Genomic DNA, 18888 nt, shown 5'->3' with positions numbered 1-18888 from the left:
ACCATGGGACACTTCGGCGAATGATGCTTAGAACGTCTCCTTGAACGGCCGCAGGTCGGTCTCGTGAGTCCAGGCCGAGCGGGGCTGGCGGTGGATCTGCCAGTAGGTCTCGGCGATGGCGTCGATGGCGAGCAGCCCGTCCTCGCCCCGATCGCGCGCGAGGTCGGGGAGACGCGACAGCAGCCGCTCCCCCGCGATGCCGCCGTCGATCACCACATGGGCCACGTGCAGGCCCGCGGGCCCGAACTCGCGGGCCATGCTCTGCGCCACCATGCGCAAGCCCGCCTTGGCGGCGGCGAAATGTGCGAAGCCCGGCTTGCCGCGCAGGCTCGCCGAGGCTCCGGTGAACAGGATCGTGCCGCGCCCGAGCGGAGCCATGAGGCGGGCCGCCTCCCGGCCGACGAGGAAGCCCGCCAGGCAGCCGACGCGCCAGAACTCTTCGATCAGCGCGGCTTCGAGCTCCAGGAACGGGACGTGGCGGTTGTTGCCCGCGTTGAACACCACGAGATCGACGGGCGCGATCCCCTCCCCCGGCGCCGCGGCTCGCGCGAAGAGGCGCGCCACGTCCTCCTCCCGGGTCGCGTCCGCGACCACGGCCTCGGCGCTGCCGCCCGCCGCCGCGATGCCGGCCACGACCGTCTCGAGACGGGCCGGCGTGCGGCCCGCCACCAGCACGTGATGGCCTGCGCGGGCGAAGCGGCGACACAGCGCGGCCCCGAGCCCCTGCTCGGCGCCCACGCCCACCACGATGGCGCTCGGCTTGTTCATGCTCCCTCCCCGATCGGTTCGGAGAGCAGGATAGCGCCTCTCCGGAATGTGTTCGCCGGGTCCCGGTACGCCGACGGCGCCCGTGCTCTAGATCGACGGCTCGACCCTGCCGTGTCGAACCGGGAGTGCCCGCATGATGCTGAACCGCCGCGCAGTTCTCGCCGGAGCGGCGGCCGCGACCCTGATCCCCGGGCAGGGCCGCGCCGAGACCGCGCCGCTGCGCGAGCGGCCGATCCCCTCTTCGGGCGAGCGCGTGCCGGTGATCGGCATCGGCACCTCGCGGCGCTACAACGTCGATCCGACCTCCGAGGCGGTGGCCCCCTTGCGCGAGGCGGTCAGGCGCTTCGTGGACCTCGGCGGCCGGGTGATCGACACCGCACCCGATTACGGCCGGGCCGAGGAGGTGCTCGGCCTGATCCTGGCCGAGGATGACCTCCGGACGAAGGTCTTCCTGTGCAGCAAGGTGGCGGCGCAGGGGCGCGAGGCGGGCGAGGCGCAGATCGCCCAGTCCTTCCGCCGCATGCGCACGGACCGGATCGACCTCGTCGCGGTCCACAACCTCATCGACACGGACACGCAGCTGGCAGGGCTGAAGGCGCTCAAGGAGGCCGGGCGCATCCGCTATGTCGGCGCCACGACCTGGGTCGAGCGCCAGTACGACGACCTCGAAGCCCTGATGCGGCGCGAGCGCCTCGACGTGATCCAGGTGAACTACGCGGTCGACGCCCGGCAGGCGGCCGAGCGCATCCTGCCGCTCGCCCGCGACCGCGGCATCGCCGTGATGATCAACGTGCCGTTCGGGCGCGAGCGGCTGTTCAACCTGGTGCGCGGGCGGGATCTCCCGGCCTGGGCCGCCGAGTTCGACTGCGCCTCCTGGCCGCAATTCTTCCTGAAATACGTCCTCTCGCACGAGGCCGTGACCTGCCCGGTGCCCGGCATGGCGCAGGCCCGCTACGTCGAGGACAATCTCGGCGCTGCCCGCGGCCGCCTGCCCGACGCCGCGACCCGCCGCAAGATGGAGGAGTTCATCGATGATCTCTGATATCAACGGCCCAGGCTACTGGCGCAGCGGGCCGTTGACCCATCTCGAATTTTCGACACCAAGCCAAAGGCTTGGCGAAAATCCGAGAACGGAACCAACAGTCATTGGAAATGACCGTTGGTATGCTCCGAGCCGCCGCGCGCTCCTGCGGCTCGCGGCGGCGGGCGCGCTTGCGGGCGCGCTCCCGGCCCGCGCCCAGGATCACCCCGATCGGGCGCAGAAGAGCCCGATCGGGGTGATCGGGGCCGGCAATATCGGCAGCACCATCGGGGGCCTCTGGGTCAAGGCCGGGCATCCGGTGCTGTTCGCCTCCCGCCATCCGGAGGATCTCGCCGGCCTCGTCAGGGAGATGGGGCCGCTCGCGCGCGCCGGCACCGTCGCGGAGGCGCTCGCCTTCGGCGAGGCGGTGCTGCTGGCCGTGCCCTACCGGGCCTATCCGGATCTCGGGCGCGACTATGCGGCGGCGCTGTCGGGCAAGATCGTTCTCGATGCCGGCAACGCCACCAGGGCCCGCGACGGGGATCTGGCGGCGGAGGCCGAGGCGCAGGGCATCGGCGCGACCTCCGCCAAGTACCTGCCGGGTGCCCGGATCGTGCGGGTGTTCAATGCCGCGAACTACCAGGTCTTCCAGCGCAACGCCCACCGCTCCGGCGGCCTGATGGCGGTGCCGCTCGCGGGCGACGACCCGAAGGCGGTCGCCGTCGCGGAGGGCCTCGTGCGCGATGCGGGCTTCGATCCGGTGGTGGTCGGGCCTCTCGATGCGGCGCGCCGCTTCGCGATGGGAAGCCCCGGCTTCGGCCTCGACGTCACGGCGCCCGAGGCCCGCAGGGTCTTCGGGCTCCAGCCGTGAGCGCGGAGGCGGGCAGCGGCCTGCGGCGGATCGGCGCCCGGGTGCCGGCGTGGCTGCGGCGCCTGATCGACGTGCGGCCCGAGGAGGTGCCGGCCCTCGGCTGGTCCTGGCTCTACATCTTCGCGATCCTGTCGTCCTACTACGTGATGCGGCCGATCCGTGACCAGATGGGGCTCGCGGGCGGACTCGAGAACCTGCCCTGGCTGTTCACCGCGACGCTCGTCGGCATGCTGGCGCTCAACCTGCCCTTCGGCTGGCTCGTGCGCACCCTCCCGCGGGCCCGCTTCGTCCCCCTCACCTACCGCTTCTTCGCCCTCAACATCCTGGTCTTCGCCGCCGCGATCGCGGTCTCGGAGGGCGAGCGGGCGGTGTGGATCGGCCGCGTCTTCTTCGTCTGGCTGTCGATCTTCAACCTCTTCGTCGTCTCGATCTTCTGGGCGACGATCGTTGACGTGTTCGACACCGAGCAGGGCAAGCGCCTGTTCGGCTTCATCGCGGCGGGGGCGACGCTCGGCGCCATCACGGGCTCGGCCTTCACGGCGGTGCTCGCGCGCGACGTGGCGACCTCAGTGCTGCTCCTCGGTGCGGCCATCCTGCTCGAAGTCGCCGTCCTCAGCATGCGGGGGCTCGCCCGCCTGTCGGACGCGCTCCGGCGCGAGCCCGGGGCGGGCACGGAGGCGATCGGCGGCAGCATCGTGGCGGGCATCACCCGCACCCTCGCCTCCCCCTACCTCCTGAACATCAGCCTGTTCCTGCTGCTGTTCTCGGTCACCTCGACCTTCCTGTATTTCGAGCAGGCGGCGATCGCCAAGCGCAGCTTTCCGGACCGGGGGGCGCAGACCGCCTTCTTCGCCAGCGTCGACCTCGCCGTGAACCTGCTGACGCTCGGCGTGCAGCTCTTCCTCACGGGGCGCATCGTGCGCCGCCTCGGCGTCGGGCTGACGCTCGCGCTCCTGCCCCTCGTGAGCATGCTCGGCTTCGGGCTCCTGGCGCTCGCCCCCACCATCGCCGCCGTGGTGGTGTTCGGGGTGCTGCGCCGGGCCGGCAACTTCGCGGTCGCCCGCCCGGTGCGCGAGGTGCTGTTCACCGTCCTGCCGCGGGAGGACCGCTACAAGGCCAAGAGCTTCATCGACACCGTGGTCTACCGGCTCGGCGATCAGGTCGGCGCCTGGTCCTACGCGCTGGCGGGGGCGCTCGGCCTCGGCCCCACCGCGCTGCCGGTCCTCGCCGTGCCGCTCTCCGCCCTCTGGCTCCTCAACGGCCTCTGGCTCGGGCGCCGGCAGGAGGCGCTCGCGAAGGCGCGCGAGGCCCGGGAGGCGCCGGAGGCAGACATTCGGCCCCCCTCATAAAGCTCTGTTTACGATCATGGCCCGTAATCCGGCGTGCCGGAGGAACGGGCATGGGCGATATTCTTTCGGGATGGACGGAAGATACGGCCGCGGATTTCGGAACACGGGTCCTCTAGCTGCGTCACCGGCTGCATCGGTCGCCGCTCTTCGATGATGCGGCGCTGGCGCGCCTGATCGAGGCCACGCCCCGCGGCCTCGCCCATGTCAACACCATGGAGCGCGGCTCGCAGGCGCCTACCGGTCGCTCCTGGGCTGTTACGATCCGGCCTATGCGGGCTTCTCTCCCGGCCATGCCCTGACGGGGGCGCTGCTCCCGCATCTCGCGACGGCGGGGTTCACCCTCTACGACTTCCTGCCCCCGCCCGATCCCTACAAGGCCGCCTGGGCGACCGGCCGCGTGCCGGTCTCCGGCCGGATGCTCGTGCTGACGGCACGCGGCCGCGCGGCGGCCTTCGTCCTGATCGGCATGCGCGCGACCGCCAAGCGGCTCTATCGCGCGCTGCCGCGGGGCCCGCGGAGCCGCCTCACGACGGGCTTGCGGGGTCGCCGCGCTGCCGCTGCCCTCACCCGGCCGGCCGCTCCGCCAGATTGAGGATTTTCCCGACGAGCACGCGGGTCGCCGCGTCGGCATCCGCACGGCGCCGGTCCGCGGGTCGGCGGAGCCACGCCGCCTACCCGGCCTTCGGCAGCGCACTCTTGGGCATCAGCATGTGCACGCCCTTGTTGCCGTCCACCGTCTGGGTGATGCGCAGGTTCCCGGCGAGCGAGCAGAGCATGTAGGCGTGGTTGCGCGTCAGGCCGGTTCGCTCGCAGACATGCCTGACCATCTCGCGCACCGCCTGACGCATCGCCTCGTCCAGGCTCTCGTGCAGGCCGATCGACACCAGGTCGGTGGGCGTCTCGGCGAAGGGCCACGTGTAGCCGAGATCCCTGCGCAGGGTGAGCCGGAAGGTGCCGGTGAGGCCGGTCTCCAGGGCCGTGACGCAGACCTCGCCGTCGCCCTGCACCGCGTGCCCGTCGCCCGCGTAGAAGCCCGCGCCCGCGGTAAAGACCGGCAGATAGAGCGTGGTGCCGACCTTTAATTCCTTGTTGTCCATGTTGCCGCCGAAGGCCCGCGGCACCGGCGAGCCGACCCGGCCCCAGGCCCGGGGCGGCGCGGTGGCGATGATGCCGAAGAACGGATCGAGCGGCAGTTCCGTGCCCCAGGGCAGCGTGGCCACGCCGCGCTCCGCGTCGATGTCGGGATAGATGGTCTCGTAGTCGGTGAACTCGTCCGGGAGCGTGCCGAGCAGCGGCCGGATGGCGACGAAGCCCCAATCCTGGCGCAGCTTCAGGGCGAGGATGTCGACCTGCAGCACGTCGGCCGGGAGCGCACCCCGCACATGCACCGGGCCGGTGACGAAGTGCGGGCCGTGGCCCGGCGACAGGGCGTCGAGGGCGGCGAGGTAATCGGCCGGGTGGCGGGCGGGGTCGGGGTGGAGGGAGTCCCGGCCGCCCGCCGGGAAGGAATGCAGGGTCACCGTGTCGCCGGACTCCACCGTGAGCACGGGCGGGCGGGCGGCGTCGAAACAGCCCAGCACCATGGCGTCGGGCGTGGCCGGGATCTCGTGATGGGTCGGCATCCTCATCCTCCTCGTTCGGACCGCGATGTGACGGGAGACGGGGGCGTGGCTCAACGCCTCAGCAGGTTTCGGAAAAGTGCCCCGCGGTTTCCCGGCAAAAACCTGCGGCATACCAAGAGCCTCAGCAGGCGACTTATTGGCCTGCCAACACGTCGCCTGCTGAGCGGCGGCCGGACGACGTCCGGCCGGTCGCGCCCCGTCGCCGGCGCGTTCCCGCCCGTTGACAGGCCTGCCGAATGGGCGAAGCATTGCCGCGTCGGCCGCGCGACCTCGCCCTGCGGGGGCTCGCCGGCGTGAAGACCGCCGTGGCCGGATCCGTCTTCCGCAGGCAGCGAGGAGACACCCGATGGCACTGCACCGCCTTCGTCCGACCCGGGCTGCCGCGTTGCGCTGCGGCGGGGCTGCCCTCGCCCTCGCCCTCGCGGGGCCGGCCCTTGCCGACGAGACCTGCCAGTCGCCCTACATGGCGAAGATCACGGGCGAAGAGGACTTCGTCTATGTCTGGACGCTCGGAGTCGAGGGGCTGGGCGACGGCTCCGACAAGCTCGTCACCGTCGACGTCCGCAAGGATTCGCCGACTTTCGGCAAGCCGATCCATGCCGCTCCGGTCGGCGGCCGGCACGAGGCGCATCACGGCGGCTTCACCGACGACCGGCGGCAATTCTGGGCCGCGGGCCTGTCGGACAGCCGGATCTTCATCTTCGACGTCGCGACCGATCCGGCCAGGCCCAGGCTGGTCAGGACCATCGACGATTTCGTCGCGAAGAGCGGCGGCGTGGCCGGCCCGCACGGCGCCTATGCGCTGCCCGGCCGGATGCTGATCCCGGGCCTCTCGAACAAGGATGGCACCGGACGGACGGCCCTGGTCGAGTATTCCAACGAGGGCGATTACATCACCACCCATTGGCTGCCCACGGACGCGGCCCCCGGCGGCGCCCGGGTCGAGGCCGTGGCGGACGGCTACGGCTACGATGCCCGGGTGCTGCCGCGCCGGAACGTGATGCTCACCTCCTCCTTCACGGGCATCGAGAACTACATGCGGCCGCTCGGCGAGGTCGTGCGCAACCCCGAGGCGATGAAGCGGTTCGGCCAGACCATGGTGCTGTGGGATTTCCACGCCCGCCAGCCCCGGACGGTGCTCCATGTGCCGGGCGCGCCCCTGGAGATCCGCTGGGCCTGGGGCCCGTACCATTCCTACGCCTTCACCTCGACCGCGCTCACCTCGAAGATCTGGCTCGTGCGCGAGGACGAGGGCGGCGCCTGGAAGGCGGAGGCGGTCGCCGATATCGGGGATCCCGCCACGCTGCCGGTTCCGGTCGACATCAGTCTCTCGGCCGATGACACGACCCTGTTCGTCGACACCTTCACGGACGGCACCACCCGGGTCTTCGACGTCTCCGACCCGCGCAAGCCCAGGCAGATCTACGAGAAGAAGATCGGCGCGCAGCTCAACATGGTCTCGCAGAGCTGGGACGGGAAGCGGATCTACTACACGAGTTCGCTGCTGGCGAATTGGGACAAGACGGGTCCCGACAACGAGCAGTTCCTGAAAGCCTATACGTGGGACCGCAAGGAGCTGACGCCGCGCTTTTCGATCGACTTCACCGCCGAGAAGCTCGGGCGGCCGCACATGATGGCGTTCGGTGCGGCGGCGCTCTACACGAACTGACCGGCGCGGGGGCCCTGCCGCCGAGCGGGCCCGGGAGGAACGGGGATGAGGATCCGCAGGCTCCGGCCCTGTGCCGCCGCGCCGCTGGCCCTGGGGGCCCTCGTGGCCGTGTCCCTCGCGCATGAGGGGAGGCATGACACCGGCGGATCGGGGCCCGGGCGGGAGGCCGCCTACGCGTTCCCGCTGGCGGCGCCCGGCACCTACCGCCTGCCGCCGATCAAGCGGGCCGCCGGCGGCGCCGTTCTCGACGAGGCGGGCCGCCCGCACGACCTGCTGCGGGATGTTCTGCAGGGGCGCACGACCGTGCTCGCGCTGATCTACACCCGCTGCGGCGATGCCTGTCCGCTGGCGACGGCGGACATGGCCCGGCTGCAGGACCTCGCGGCGCAGGACCGGCCCCTGTCGCGCCGGATGCAGCTCGTCACCCTGAGCTTCGACCCCGAGCACGACACGCCCGCGGTGATGCACGCCTTCGCGCAGGCGTGGCGGTCGCCCGATCGGGACGCGCCCGCATGGCGCTTCCTCACGGCACCCGACCGGGCGGCCCTCGCTCCCGTCCTCGCCGCCTACGGCCAGCGCGTCGATCGGAAGCCCGAGGGGACGGCGTCCGGCGGACCCCTGAACCACCTCTTCCGCGCCTTCCTCATCGATGCGGACGGGCAGATCCGCAACATCTACAGCCTCGACTTCTTCGACCCGGGACTCGTCCTCAACGATGTGCGAAGCCTGCTCCTCGACGCGGAGAGCCGCGCTGGAGGCGCACCGGCGGAGGCTCGCCGCTGACGCGACACCGCCTTCATCGAGAGGACTTGATCCCATGCCCGTCACCATAGAGGCCGCCCCGGCCGACACGCTCACGGCGGAGGAGATCGCACGCTGGCGTGCCGTGCCGGTGGCCGTCGTGGTCGATCTCGGGCAGAATCTCGGCCAGATCGACCCGGCCATCCGCCCGCTCCTGCCGGCCGGCCGGCAGCCCCGCCTGTTCGGGCGGGCCGTCACGGCCCTGTGCGAGCCGCCGGATTTCGGGGCGGTGCTCCACGCGCTGGACCTGATCGGGCTGGGCGACGTGCTGGTGATCGCGGCGGGCGGCCATGCCGAGACCGCGATGATCGGCGAGATCGTCGGCGGCCAGCTGCGGCGGCGCGGCGGCGCCGGCCTCGTCTGCGACGGCGCGGTGCGGGATGTCGGGACCCTGGCGGGCTGGTCCGACCTGCCCGTCTTCACCCGCTTCGTCACGCCGCGCGGCCCGGCCTCGGCCGAGCGGGGCGCCGTCAACGCCCCCGTCGTGATCGGCGGGGCGCTGGTGACGCCGGGCGACCTCGTGATCGGCGACGATGACGGGCTCGTCGCGCTCTCGCCCGCCATGATCCGGGCGCGGATCGGCGACGCGGAGGCGAAGCTCGCCCGCGAGGCCGAGTGGGAGGCGAGCCTCGCCGCCGGGCGCTCGATGCGCGAGACCTTCGGCCTGCCCGCGCCCCGGCGCACCGGCGAGGGGTGAGCCGCCTCGGGCGCCCCGTCACGCGTCGAGGATCACCCGGTTCGGCAGCTCGTCGGCATCGCCCGGCCCCGCCGGGAGCGCGGTTGCCAGCCGCTCGCCCAGGCGCGCCACGGCGGCGACGAGGCCCGCCTCGACCTCGCCGCGGCGCAGGGCGGCGGCGAGGTCGGTGAGCAGGTCGGCCCAGATCTGCGCGTCGATGCGCGCCAGGATGCCCTCGTCCGCGACGATCTCGGCATGCCGCTCCGCGAGGGCGAGGAACAGGAGGAGTCCCGTGCGCCCGCGGGTGCGGGTGAGGCCCCGCGACCGGAACGCGAACTGCGCCGCCTCGCGCACCCGTGCCCGCCGCACGCTCCGCGGGACGAAAGCGAGGCGCAGCGGCTCGGAGAGGCTCGCCCCCAGGATCAGCGCCACGACGGCCGCCTGCGCGACGAGGACGAGGCCGGTGCTCCAGCCTGTGAGGAGGAGGAGCGGCCAGGGCGCGAGGAGCCCGCCGACGAGGGCAACGGCCAGCACCGGGGAGCGATAGAGGCCGGCCCGCGCGCTCACCATCACGACGATCTCGCCCGCCGTGCCCGCCTCGGCCCGCGCCACCGCCGCGGCGATCCGCTCGCAGGCATCGCGCGTCAGGAGATCGGCCGCCCTACCAGTCACCGGAAGCCCCTCCCCCGCCCGACGAGCCGCCGCCGCCCGAGAACCCGCCTCCGAAGCCGCCCGACGATCCGCCCGAATAGCCGCCGCTCCAGCCGCCCGAGCCGGGGCCGGGCAGGATGACGATGCCGCCGCCCCGGCGCCCGCCGCGGTTCATGCGCCAGAGCACGAAGAGCACCAGGAAGAACAGGATGACGAGGAGGAGGACCTGCTCGGGAGCCACCTCGTCGGAGCGGACCTGCGGCTTGCGCTGCCATTCCTGCGCATCGCCCGCCAGAATGGAGAGGATTCCGTCCACCCCGGCATTGATCCCGCCGGCAAAGTCGCCGGCCTTGAAGCGCGGCGCGATGGTGCCGGCAATCAGGACCTTGGACAGCGCATCCGTGAGCGCGCCTTCGAGCCCGTAGCCGACCTCGATGCGCACCTTGCGCTCGGCCGGCGCCACCAGGAGGAGCACCCCGTTGTTCGTCTTCTCCTGGCCGAGCTTCCAGGCGCGGAAGAGGCGGTTGGCATAATCCTCGACGCTGGTGCCCTGCAGACTCGGCACCGTCGCCACGACCACCTGGTCCGAGGTCTTGTCCTCGTAGCCCTTGAGCTTGGTCTCGAGCTCGGTCCGCTGTTGCGGCGTGAGCAGCCCGGCCGCGTCGACCACCCGGCCGGTCAGGGCGGGGAAGGACAGATCGGCCGCGAGCGAAGCCGCCGCCAGGGCGACGAGCGCCAGGACGGGAAGGCAGAGCCGGAGGGCGGCCCGCATCAGCGGGACCTCAGCGGGCTTGCGTTGCCAAGCCTGCTGAGGCCTTTGGTCTGCCGCAGGTTTTTGCCGGAAAACCGCGGACACTTGTCCGAAACCTGCTCAGAACTTCACGTTCGGCGGCCGCGAGGATTCGGGCGTCGCCGTGAAGGTCTCCATCGGCTTGGCGTCGGGATAGAGCCACGCCGCGATCCAGCGGCCGGGGATCGTGCGCACCTCGGTGTTGTAGGACTGCACGGCGGCGATGTAGTCGCGCCGCGCCACCGCAATCCGGTTCTCGGTGCCTTCGAGCTGGGATTGCAGGGCGAGGAAGTTCTGGTTCGACTTGAGGTCGGGATAGCGCTCGACCGTGACGAGGAGCCGCCCGAGGGCGCCCGAGAGCTGGTTCTGGGCGTCCTGGTATTCCTTGAACTTCTGCGGGTCGCTGACCGTCGAGGCGTCGACCTTGACGCTGGAGGCCTTGGCGCGCGCCTCCGTGACGCCGATCAGCACGTCCTTCTCCTGCTGGGCGTAGCCCTTCACGGTCTCGACGAGGTTGGGGATGAGGTCGGCGCGGCGCTGGTACTGGTTCTGCACCTCGCTCCAGGCGGATTTCGCCCGCTCCTCCAGGAGCGGCACCTGGTTGACGGCGCCGCAGCCGGAGAGGCCGCCCGCCACCCCGATCAGGGCCAGCGCCCCGGCGACCCGCGACAGCCAGGGGCGGGCGCCTCCGACGTCGTGCACGCGCTTCGACCGCATTCCACTTCCTCCCGGCGGCCCCCGATCCGGCCGCGGCTGGACGGATAAGCGCCGCCGGGCGGCGGCGTTCCGGCCCGGGCCGTCGGGACGCGGACCTCCGGCGGATTGCCCGCGCCCAAGCTGGGCGTCAAGGTGCCTGGAGGCGGCCTGCCCAGGGGCGGGCAGCGCCGGGCGGCTCCGGTCAGGAGGCGAGGACGGGGCGCAGGTAGCTCGGGTCGAACTCGGCGATGGACGCGAGCCGCGCCCGGTCGAGGATGTGCAGGGTCCGTCCGCGCAGGTCGGCCGCCGCCTGGCGGCGCAGCTCGTGCAGGGTGCGGTTCATGTGGACCGTCGACATGCCCAGCGTGATCGAGAGGTCGATCTGCGTCATCGGCAGGTCGTAGCCGGCCTCGCCGGCGAGCCCGACGGCGCGCAGCCGCTCCAGCAATTCGCAGAACAGATGCGCGGTGCGCTCCAGGGCCGACCGGCAGCCGAGATTGGCGAGCCACATGCGCAGGATCGCCTCCTCGGCGAGCTTGGCGGCGCGCAGGCCCCGGGCGATGCCGTCATGCATCGCGGTGAGCTCCCGCAGGAGCGGGCGCGGGATGAAGGCCACCGTGCTGGGCACCAGGGTGGCGGCGGAGAAGTCCGCCCGCTGCACCGTGGCCCCGTCCGCGTCGCAGATGTCGCCCGGGAGCAGATAGGACACGATGTGCCGGGTCCCCATCGGGCGCAGCTTGTAGCGGCAGGCGGCGCCCGACAGGATCACGTGGGCGCCCCCCGGATCGTCGCCCTCGCGCACGAGGTCGCTGCGCGGGCCGATCAACCGCGTGGCCGTGCTCAGCCGGTTCAGGAGCCCGGTCTCGGCGTCCGACAGGTCGGCATGGCGCGCGAGCCGGCGCACGAGCGCGTTGGGCCCCTGTCGCCTGGTCTCGTGGCTCGGACAGGCCCCGCCTGCGGTCATGATGCGCTCCCGCATTCGCGCGCGAGGTCGTCCAGGGCTGCGATGAGGTCGCGGAAGGCGGCCGGCTTGGCGAACCAGGGGGCATCCAGGAACGCGGCCGCGAGCGGATCGTCGCGCCGGCAACCCGTATGCACCAGGTAGGGAATCCGGCGCTGGCGCAGTTCGGGGGCGAGGGCCGCGCAGGAACCGTCCTTGAGCCTCACATCGACCACGGCCGCGGCCGGCATCGCCTCCCGGAGAGCCGCCAGGGCGTCGGAGATCTGCGTGACCGGGCCGATCACCCGATAACCTGCCGCCGCCAGCGTTTCGGAGAGATCCATGCCAACCAGCACATCGTCCTCGATCAGCAGAACTGTCGGGGAGCCATCAGTATTTCTCACGGTCCCGCCCCGCGACAATCCAAATAGTTCTGCGCCCAGGTGGGGAGGTCAGTGCAGGGCCGTCAATATCCGGTGAGAAACAGTCCGTCTTCGGTGTGATACCCGACATTGCCGGAAATGTCGGGTATCATGCAGAACAGATACGGGAAATTGCCTTTGCGGGCTGTACTGGCAATAAGCCGGGCACTGCCTCCGAGAGGGTTGGGCCCGAGGCACCGGGAGACGGTCCGCGCTCACCCTCGCGCTCCAGGCCCTGGAAGGCCGCCAGCTGATCCGGGCGCGGCGCGGGCGCATCACCATCCTGGACCGTCCGGCGCTGCTCGCGGTGGCGGATGACGGCTACGGCGTCCCGGAGGCCGAGCACGTCCGGCTGATCGAGGAGGCGTGAGACCGGCCCGGCCGTCGACTTTGCGGACCTTCACGTCCGAGCCGAACGCGATCCTGCACCCCGGGGGCGGAACCGAGCGCAGGCCCGTCTTGACGCGGGATGCGGCCGCCATAGCTGCCCGGGCATAGATACCCCATGCTAGTATGAGGAGGCCCGGTGCTCCTGTCCCCTGACGCCTTGGCGGTCCCCGAATCGGCCGACAGCGCCGTCCTGCCCGAGCCGGTGCGCGATCATCTCGGGCAGGCGCTGCGGGATCTCTACGCGGCTCATCAGGCCCGCGACCTGTCGCCCTCGCTCGAAGCGCTCCTCGACCGGCTCACCCGTGCCCTGGAGGCGCAGTCGGACGCGGATCTCCGCGCCTTCCATGCCGGCCTTCTGAAGGCGCTTCCCTCGCTGCGCGCCTTCGCGATCAGCATGGCCGGACGCGGCGCAGAGGCGGACGACCTCGTGCAGGAGACGGTGCTGCGCGCGTGGCAGAACCGCGACCGGTTCACGCCCGGCACCAATCTCGACGCGTGGCTGTTCACGATCATGCGCAACCACTTCTACTCGCTGCGCCGCAAGCGCTCGCGCGAGGTGGAGGACGACGAGGGGCAATACGCGGCGCTGCTCGCCGTGGCGCCGCGCCAGGATCACGGCGTGAGCCTCGTCGAGGTCCAGCAGGCGCTCGCCCGCCTTCCGCCGGACATGCGCGAGACCCTCGTGCTGGTGGGGGTGCAGGAACTCACCTACGAGCAGGTCGCGACGATGCTGGGCGTGGCGGTCGGCACCATCAAGAGCCGGGTGAACCGCGCCCGCGCGCGGCTCGCTACGCTGCTCGGCTACACGGGCTGCGAACTCCAGGCCGATGCCCTGATCCAGTCCGCCCTGTCGAACCGTGTCGCGCCGCGCAGCTGAGCCCCGCCCATCCGGGTGCCGGTCGGCGGCGCATGCCGTGCGAGCATGGCTGTTCCACGCCCGCGTCGGATTGTGTTGTGCAGTGCAGCGTGGGATAGAAAAGACCTCGCCGCCGCGATGGCGTCGCGGCGGCGATTGCCCTCTTTGGGCGTTTCCTCCCTAGACTTCGGGCCGCTCCGCGAGGGCGGCTTTTTTTTGCCTTGGGCCCCAGGGTCCTAGCCGGAGCCCGGAGGCCCCACAAGCACAATTGTGCGCCATCGGCGCGCCGCTGGCATTTTTGTGCGCAATTCGGCCGGCGGTCAGGCCGCGCCGGCGGTCAAGCCGCCGCCCGGGCCTGCGCCCGCAGGAGCATGCCGAACAGGTCGCGCGGCTCGTCGGGATCCGCGAGCAGGTCGAGCTCGGTGAAGAACGGATAGGTCCCGAGCCTCTCGCGCAGGTAGCGCAGGGCGGAGAAATCCTCGACCGCGAAGCCGACCGAGTCGAACAGCGTGACCTGGCGGGCGTCCCGCCGGCCCGGCGCCCGCCCGGCGATGACCTGCCAGAGCTCGGTCACCGGATGATCGAAGGGCAGCTGCTGGATCTCGCCTTCGATCCGGGTCTGGGGCGCGTACTCGACCACGATCTCGCAGCGCCGCAGCACGTCCGGGTGCAGCTCGGTCTTGCCGGGGCAGTCGCCGCCGACGCCATTGATGTGGATCCCGGCGCCGACGAGGTTGTCGGTCAGGATGGTGGCGTTCTGTTTGTCCGCCGTGACGGTGGTGACGATCTCGGCGCCCTCGACCGCGGCGGCGATGCTGGCACAGGGCTGAAGCGTGAAGCCGAGCCCGGCGAGGTTGCGCAGGCACTTCGCCGTCGCCGCGGGATCGATGTCGTAGAGCCGCAGCCGGTCGATGCCGAGGAGCGCCTTGAAGGCCAGCGCCTGGAACTCGGCCTGGGCGCCGTTGCCGATGAGCGCCATGGTGCGCGCGCGCGGCGGCGCGAGATACTGCGCCGCCAGCGCCGAGGTCGCCGCCGTGCGCAGGGCCGTCAGGATCGTCATCTCGGTGAGCAGCACCGGATAGCCGTGGCCGACATCCGCCAGCACCCCGAAGGCCGCCACCGTCTGGCGGCCCGAGCGGATGTTCTTCGGATGGCCGTTGACGTACTTGAAGCCGTAGGTGGTGCCGTCGCTCGTCGGCATCAGCTCGATCACGCCATCGACGCTGTGGGCGGCGAGGCGGGGCGTCTTGTCGAAGCTCTCCCAGCGCCGGAAATCCGCCGCGATGAAGTCGGCGAGCTCGGTGAGGAAGCGCTCGACGCCGATCGCGAGCACGAGCCGCATCATGTGCTCGACGCTGACGAAGGGCACGGTGTTGAGGGCGGGTGCCATGGTCAGAAGCTCCGCGTCGGCCGATCGAGGACGCGCCGCCCGAGCAGGCTCGCGGCGAGGTCCACCATCAGGAGCGCGGTGCGCCCGCGCTCGTCCAGGAACGGGTTGAGCTCGACGAGGTCGAGGCCCCGCACGAGCCCGCTGTCGTGCAGCATCTCCATGACGAGATGCGCTTCGCGGAAGCTCGTGCCCCCCGGCACCGTCGTGCCGACCCCCGGCGCGATGCCGGGATCGAGGAAATCGACATCGAGGCTGACATGCAGCAGGCCCTCCGCCGCCGCGACCTCGTCGAGGAAGGCGGCGAGCGGGCGCGCGATGCCCTCCTCGTCGATCAAACGCATGTCGTGGACCCTCACGCCCGCCTCGCGCAGGGCCGCGCGCTCCGCCGGATCGACGCTGCGCAGCCCGAACATGCAGACCCGGCGGGGATCGACGGGAGCGTCGAGCGGCGGGAAATAGCCGGCAAAGCCCGACCGTCCGGTCGCGTAGGCCATCGGCACGCCGTGCAGGTTGCCGCTCGTCGTCGTGTCGAGGGTGTGGAAGTCCGGGTGCGAGTCGAGCCAGAGCACGAAGAGCGGGCGCCCCTCCGCGCGGGCGCGCCGGCTCATCCCCGCGATGGTGCCGGCCGAGAGGCTGTGGTCGCCGCCGAGGAAGAGCGGCAGGCTGTCGGCGGCGAGCCGCTCGGCGGTCTCGGCGAGCGTCGCGGTCCAGCCGGCCACCTCCGGGAGGTTGCGGATGGCGCCGTTCGGATGGGCCGGCGCCGGCCAGGGCGCGGCCTCGAGGTTGCCCGCATCGATCACCGCGAAGCCGAGGTCGCTCACCGCCTCCGCGATTCCGGCGGCCCGATAGGCGCTCGGCCCCATGTCGCAGCCCCGCCGGCCGGCTCCCGCCTGCACCGGCGCCCCCACCAGAACGCATCGCAATCCGCGCATCCCCGACCTCCTGCCACCCCTGAAATCTAGGCGGGCGGCGTGGCGGTTTGAACGCACCGGATCGGCACAGTGGCAGGCCCTATCTACCGAATTGGCATGAAGATATGACCGAAAGGGAGGAGCCGTGGACGACCTCGACCGAAGGCTGATCACCATCCTGCGCCACGACAGCCGGCGCAGCATCTCCGACCTCGCCCAGGCCCTCGGCGTCTCGCGCGCGACGGTGCGGGCCCGGATCGCACGCCTGGAGCAGGCCGGCGAGATCGTCGGCTACACGGTGGTGCTGCGGGCGGACGCGACCTCGCCGGCCGTGCGCGGCCTCACGCTCATCGAGGTCGAGGGCCGCCGGGCGGACGAGGTCATCGACGCGCTCACGGGATTTCCCGAGGTCGGCGCGGTTCACACCACCAATGGGCGCTGGGACATCATCGTGGAGATCCTGGCCCGGAGCCTGGCCGACCTCGACGCGGTGCTGCGCCGGATCCGGCTGATCCCGGGCGTCACCGCCTCCGAGACCCACCTCCTGCTCGCGACACCGCGCAGCACCCGGGCCCGGCTGTGAGGCGACGGCGCGGGGAGACCGGAGCCGGGCGGGCAGGTGAGCCCGGTCTCGCCCTCATCCTGAGGCGCTTGCGCTCGCACCTCAGGGTGGGATCAACCGGCTGATCGCAGCAGCCTGCGCTCGTTGGGCGGTCCGTGGCTGTCGGGCTAGCCGGCCACGCTTCCGGAGGGCGGCTCGGGCTCCCGCCGCCCGCGGCCGGGCGGCGGGAGCCCGCCGAGATGGCCCTGGGCCGAGCGCTTCAGGCGCGCCAGCCCATCCATCAGCCCGGCGACCTCCTCCGGCGAGAGGTCGGCGAACAGCTCCTCGACCCAGGTCCGGTGCGCCTCCGCCATGGTTCGGAAGGCGGCCCGGCCGGCATGCGTCATCCGGATCACCTGGGCCCGGCGGTCGTGCGGCGAGGGCTGGCGGGTGATGTAGCCGCTGGCCAGGAGCTTCTCGACCACCGCCGTGACGTTGCCCGCCGACACCATCAGCAGCTTCGAGGCCTCGCTGAGCACGAGGCCGTCCTCGGCCTTGTCGAGCTGCGCCAGGAGATCGAAGCGCGGCAGCGTGAAGTCGAACTGCGTGCGCAGCCGGCTGCGGATGTCGTTCTCGATCATCGTGGTGCAGGTGAGGAGGCGCAGCCACGCGCGCAGCGTGAGGGTCTGATCGGAGGCCCCCCGCTCGGCGGTCGGCTCGCGCCCGGGTCGTGCGGCGGGCGAGCTCATCGGCCGTGCTCCCGGCGCGGCGTCCGGAGGGGGCGGACAGGGCACGGGAGATGGGCGATTGGCAGGTCCAGCACGCGCGTTCGGTCTCCGTCCGGGCCCGGTCGGCCGGCTGGGCCGGAGATTACTTCAATCTGCGAGCATGATCCACGCGCCCGGCCCGATCGGCGCTCGCCGACGCCCTGCCGGGCAGGCTCCTTCCTGGACCGAGGCTGTGCGGTGGCGGAGGCGCGCAGGATGCTTCATTCATGAAGCATCTTGGGTTCCAAAGGGGATCGGGCCGCGGCTCCGCGGCCGGCAATGCGCCTCATGCCCGCCGAGATCGACACAGCCTGAGGGCGCGCTGATGCCAGCAATTCGCTCACCGAAACAACAGCTTGTTATGACTTCGGGCAGACCGGCCCGGCCGGACGGAATCCTCCGCACGGACGGTTGCCAGGCGATATTTCACGCGTAAAGTATTTGTCCGAAACATGGGGGTACGCGGCCGGCGCCCCGTCCCGCGACTCGACTTCCGGGCTGGGGCGCCGGACAGTGGCGGCCACGCTCTCGTCACCAAGGGGACACGGAATGAAGCCGATCCGGACCGATGCCATCTGCCGCCTCGGCGCGCTGCTCCTCGGCGCCACGGCGCTGGCCGGCCCGGCGGCCGCGCAGCAGCCGGGCGAGGACGGCAAGCTCCGGGTCGGCCTGATGTTCACCCTGAGCGGCCCCTCGGCCGTGCTGGGCGAGCAGGGGCGCGACGGCTTCCTCCTCGCGCTGGAGACGCTGGGCAGGAAGCTCGGCGGCCTCGACGCCGAGGTCGTGGTGGTCGACGACGAGCTGAAGCCCGATGTCGCCGCCAACAAGGCCCGGGAGCTGGTGAAGCGCGACCGCGTGGATGTCGTGGTCGGGCCGACCTACTCCAACGTGCTGCGGGCGATCGTGCGGCCGGTGACGGAATCGGGCGCCTTCCTGATCAGCCCCAATGCCGGTACCTCGAACTACGCCGGGGCGGAGTGCAACCCGAACCTGTTCGTTTCCTCCTACCAGAACGATCAGGTGCACGAGGTCCTGGGCAAATATGCGCAGAACAAGGGCTACAAGCGTCTCGTCCTGCTGGCGCCGAACTACCAGGCGGGCAAGGACTCGCTTGCCGGCTTCAAGCGCTCCTACAAGGGCGAGGTGGTGAACGAGATGTTCACCCCGCTCGGCCAGCTCGACTTCTCGGCGGAGCTGGCGCAGATCGCCGCCGCCCAGCCCGACGCGGTCTTCGCCTTCATGCCGGGCGGCATGGGCGTCAACCTCGTGCGGCAATACCGGCAGGCGGGCCTCGCCGGCATCCCGTTCCTCTCCGCCTTCACGGTGGACGAGACCACGCTGCCGGCCCAGAAGGACGCGGCGGTCGGCTTCTTCGGCGGCGCCAACTGGGCGCCCAACCTCGACAATCCGCAATCGAAGGCCTTCGTGGCCGCCTACGAGAAGAAATACGGCAGCGTGCCGGGCACCTACGCCATGCAGGCCTACGACGCCGCCCTGATGATCGACAGCGCCGTCAAGGCCGCCAAGGGCAACCTGAAGGACAGGGACGCGATCCGGGCCGGCCTCAAGGCCGCCGACTTCACCTCCCTGCGCGGCTCCTTCAAGATCGGCAACAACCACTTCCCAATCCAGGACTTCTATCTCGTCAAGGCCGCCAAGCGCCCGGACGGCAAGTACGAGACCCAGATCGCGGAGAAGATTTTTTCGAACTATCAGGATTCCTACGCCGCCCAGTGCAGGATGTGACGGCGGGAGGC

The 18888-nt window shown here is 71.4% G+C and carries 21 protein-coding genes and 2 pseudogenes; 12 read left to right on the top strand and 11 right to left on the bottom strand.

Annotation, left to right across the window (positions count from 1 at the left end; translation table 11 throughout):
* Positions 1-27 precede the first annotated feature (27 nt).
* Positions 28-768, bottom strand: a complete 741-nt coding sequence (locus MNOD_RS05950; protein WP_015927929.1) for an SDR family NAD(P)-dependent oxidoreductase — start codon at positions 766-768, stop codon at positions 28-30.
* 133 nt (positions 769-901) lie between these two features.
* Here MNOD_RS05950 and MNOD_RS05945 point away from each other — a divergent pair, with 133 nt between their 5' ends.
* From MNOD_RS05945 to MNOD_RS05935, 3 genes are read left to right on the top strand one after another with little or no spacing between them, the layout of a single operon-like run.
* The gene (locus MNOD_RS05945) at positions 902-1810 is read left to right on the top strand and encodes an aldo/keto reductase (RefSeq protein WP_015927928.1); all 909 of its coding nucleotides are present in this window, start codon (positions 902-904) and stop codon (positions 1808-1810) included.
* A complete protein-coding gene (locus tag MNOD_RS05940) occupies positions 1800-2660 on the top strand; it encodes an NADPH-dependent F420 reductase (protein ID WP_015927927.1) in 861 nt (286 codons plus the stop codon). The genes MNOD_RS05945 and MNOD_RS05940 overlap by 11 nt, the downstream gene beginning before the upstream one ends.
* Entirely contained in the window at positions 2657-4009 is a 1353-nt protein-coding gene (locus tag MNOD_RS05935; protein WP_015927926.1) for an NTP/NDP exchange transporter, read from the top strand. Before MNOD_RS05940 ends, MNOD_RS05935 begins: the two co-directional genes overlap by 4 nt.
* Positions 4010-4023: 14 nt before the next feature.
* Here the strand turns inward: MNOD_RS05935 and MNOD_RS46185 are convergent, their stop codons facing one another.
* Positions 4024-4212, bottom strand: a complete 189-nt coding sequence (locus tag MNOD_RS46185; protein WP_157091394.1) for a hypothetical protein — start codon at positions 4210-4212, stop codon at positions 4024-4026.
* Positions 4213-4256: 44 nt separating this feature from the next.
* On the opposite strand from MNOD_RS46185, the pseudogene MNOD_RS50540 reads away from it, so the two are divergent.
* Together MNOD_RS50540 and MNOD_RS48830 are read left to right on the top strand one after the other, a co-directional pair.
* Positions 4257-4325: pseudogene (locus MNOD_RS50540) on the top strand (hypothetical protein); the annotation flags it as partial.
* Positions 4326-4406: 81 nt separating this feature from the next.
* Positions 4407-4601, top strand: coding sequence for a hypothetical protein (locus MNOD_RS48830; RefSeq protein WP_043748167.1), 195 nt, complete (start codon positions 4407-4409; stop codon positions 4599-4601).
* Positions 4602-4680: 79 nt separating this feature from the next.
* Here the strand turns inward: MNOD_RS48830 and MNOD_RS05925 are convergent, their stop codons facing one another.
* Positions 4681-5631 (bottom strand): acetamidase/formamidase family protein, encoded by a 951-nt coding sequence (locus MNOD_RS05925; protein WP_015927925.1) that lies wholly within the window; start codon positions 5629-5631, stop codon positions 4681-4683.
* Between the two features lie 346 nt (positions 5632-5977).
* Between MNOD_RS05925 and mtoX the strand changes: the two genes are divergently transcribed.
* Genes mtoX through MNOD_RS05910 form a run of 3 tightly spaced genes read left to right on the top strand, consistent with a single transcriptional unit; the run spans position 5978 to position 8798 of the window.
* The gene (mtoX, locus tag MNOD_RS05920) at positions 5978-7300 is read left to right on the top strand and encodes a methanethiol oxidase (RefSeq protein ID WP_015927924.1); all 1323 of its coding nucleotides are present in this window, start codon (positions 5978-5980) and stop codon (positions 7298-7300) included.
* Between the two features lie 45 nt (positions 7301-7345).
* The gene (locus MNOD_RS05915) at positions 7346-8083 is read left to right on the top strand and encodes an SCO family protein (protein WP_015927923.1); all 738 of its coding nucleotides are present in this window, start codon (positions 7346-7348) and stop codon (positions 8081-8083) included.
* A 34-nt stretch (positions 8084-8117) separates the two neighbouring features.
* On the top strand, positions 8118-8798 hold the full coding sequence (locus MNOD_RS05910; RefSeq protein ID WP_015927922.1) for an RraA family protein: 681 nt from the start codon (positions 8118-8120) through the stop codon (positions 8796-8798).
* Positions 8799-8816: 18 nt separating this feature from the next.
* On the opposite strand, the gene MNOD_RS05905 is transcribed toward MNOD_RS05910, so the two are convergent.
* The 5 genes from MNOD_RS05905 to MNOD_RS42710 form a co-directional block, all read right to left on the bottom strand.
* Positions 8817-9449: a TPM domain-containing protein gene (locus tag MNOD_RS05905; RefSeq protein ID WP_015927921.1), complete on the bottom strand. Its 633-nt coding sequence runs from the start codon at positions 9447-9449 to the stop codon at positions 8817-8819.
* Entirely contained in the window at positions 9439-10200 is a 762-nt protein-coding gene (locus tag MNOD_RS05900) for a TPM domain-containing protein (RefSeq protein WP_015927920.1), read from the bottom strand. The genes MNOD_RS05905 and MNOD_RS05900 overlap by 11 nt, the downstream gene beginning before the upstream one ends.
* 99 nt (positions 10201-10299) lie before the next feature.
* Positions 10300-10935, bottom strand: coding sequence for a LemA family protein (locus MNOD_RS05895; protein WP_015927919.1), 636 nt, complete (start codon positions 10933-10935; stop codon positions 10300-10302).
* 181 nt (positions 10936-11116) lie between these two features.
* Positions 11117-11878 (bottom strand): Crp/Fnr family transcriptional regulator, encoded by a 762-nt coding sequence (locus tag MNOD_RS05890; protein ID WP_050783290.1) that lies wholly within the window; start codon positions 11876-11878, stop codon positions 11117-11119.
* Positions 11875-12258 (bottom strand): response regulator, encoded by a 384-nt coding sequence (locus tag MNOD_RS42710; RefSeq protein ID WP_043750517.1) that lies wholly within the window; start codon positions 12256-12258, stop codon positions 11875-11877. Before MNOD_RS42710 ends, MNOD_RS05890 begins: the two co-directional genes overlap by 4 nt.
* 220 nt (positions 12259-12478) lie before the next feature.
* On the opposite strand from MNOD_RS42710, the pseudogene MNOD_RS48825 reads away from it, so the two are divergent.
* Both MNOD_RS48825 and MNOD_RS05880 read left to right on the top strand, forming a co-directional pair.
* Positions 12479-12646: pseudogene (locus MNOD_RS48825) on the top strand (Crp/Fnr family transcriptional regulator); the annotation flags it as partial.
* Between the two features lie 156 nt (positions 12647-12802).
* A complete protein-coding gene (locus MNOD_RS05880; RefSeq protein ID WP_015927918.1) occupies positions 12803-13543 on the top strand; it encodes a sigma-70 family RNA polymerase sigma factor in 741 nt (246 codons plus the stop codon).
* A 316-nt stretch (positions 13544-13859) separates the two neighbouring features.
* Here MNOD_RS05880 and MNOD_RS05875 read toward each other — a convergent pair whose 3' ends face one another.
* Together MNOD_RS05875 and rocF are read right to left on the bottom strand one after the other, a co-directional pair.
* On the bottom strand, positions 13860-14912 hold the full coding sequence (locus MNOD_RS05875) for an ornithine cyclodeaminase (protein ID WP_015927917.1): 1053 nt from the start codon (positions 14910-14912) through the stop codon (positions 13860-13862).
* Between the two features lie 2 nt (positions 14913-14914).
* Positions 14915-15844 (bottom strand): arginase, encoded by a 930-nt coding sequence (rocF, locus tag MNOD_RS05870; RefSeq protein ID WP_015927916.1) that lies wholly within the window; start codon positions 15842-15844, stop codon positions 14915-14917.
* A gap of 124 nt (positions 15845-15968) precedes the next feature.
* Here rocF and MNOD_RS05865 point away from each other — a divergent pair, with 124 nt between their 5' ends.
* The gene (locus MNOD_RS05865) at positions 15969-16406 is read left to right on the top strand and encodes an Lrp/AsnC family transcriptional regulator (RefSeq protein WP_015927915.1); all 438 of its coding nucleotides are present in this window, start codon (positions 15969-15971) and stop codon (positions 16404-16406) included.
* Positions 16407-16552: 146 nt separating this feature from the next.
* On the opposite strand, the gene MNOD_RS05860 is transcribed toward MNOD_RS05865, so the two are convergent.
* Entirely contained in the window at positions 16553-17113 is a 561-nt protein-coding gene (locus MNOD_RS05860; protein ID WP_015927914.1) for a MarR family winged helix-turn-helix transcriptional regulator, read from the bottom strand.
* A 567-nt stretch (positions 17114-17680) separates the two neighbouring features.
* On the opposite strand from MNOD_RS05860, the gene MNOD_RS05855 reads away from it, so the two are divergent.
* Positions 17681-18877, top strand: a complete 1197-nt coding sequence (locus tag MNOD_RS05855; RefSeq protein WP_015927913.1) for an ABC transporter substrate-binding protein — start codon at positions 17681-17683, stop codon at positions 18875-18877.
* The last annotated feature ends 11 nt before the right edge of the window (positions 18878-18888 follow it).

Origin of the sequence: Methylobacterium nodulans ORS 2060, assembly GCF_000022085.1 — a bacterium.
GTDB classification, from domain to species: Bacteria; Pseudomonadota; Alphaproteobacteria; order Rhizobiales; family Beijerinckiaceae; genus Methylobacterium; species Methylobacterium nodulans.
The sequence above is the reverse complement of the archived record's forward strand: the minus strand, read 5'-3'. Positions and strand labels throughout refer to the sequence as shown.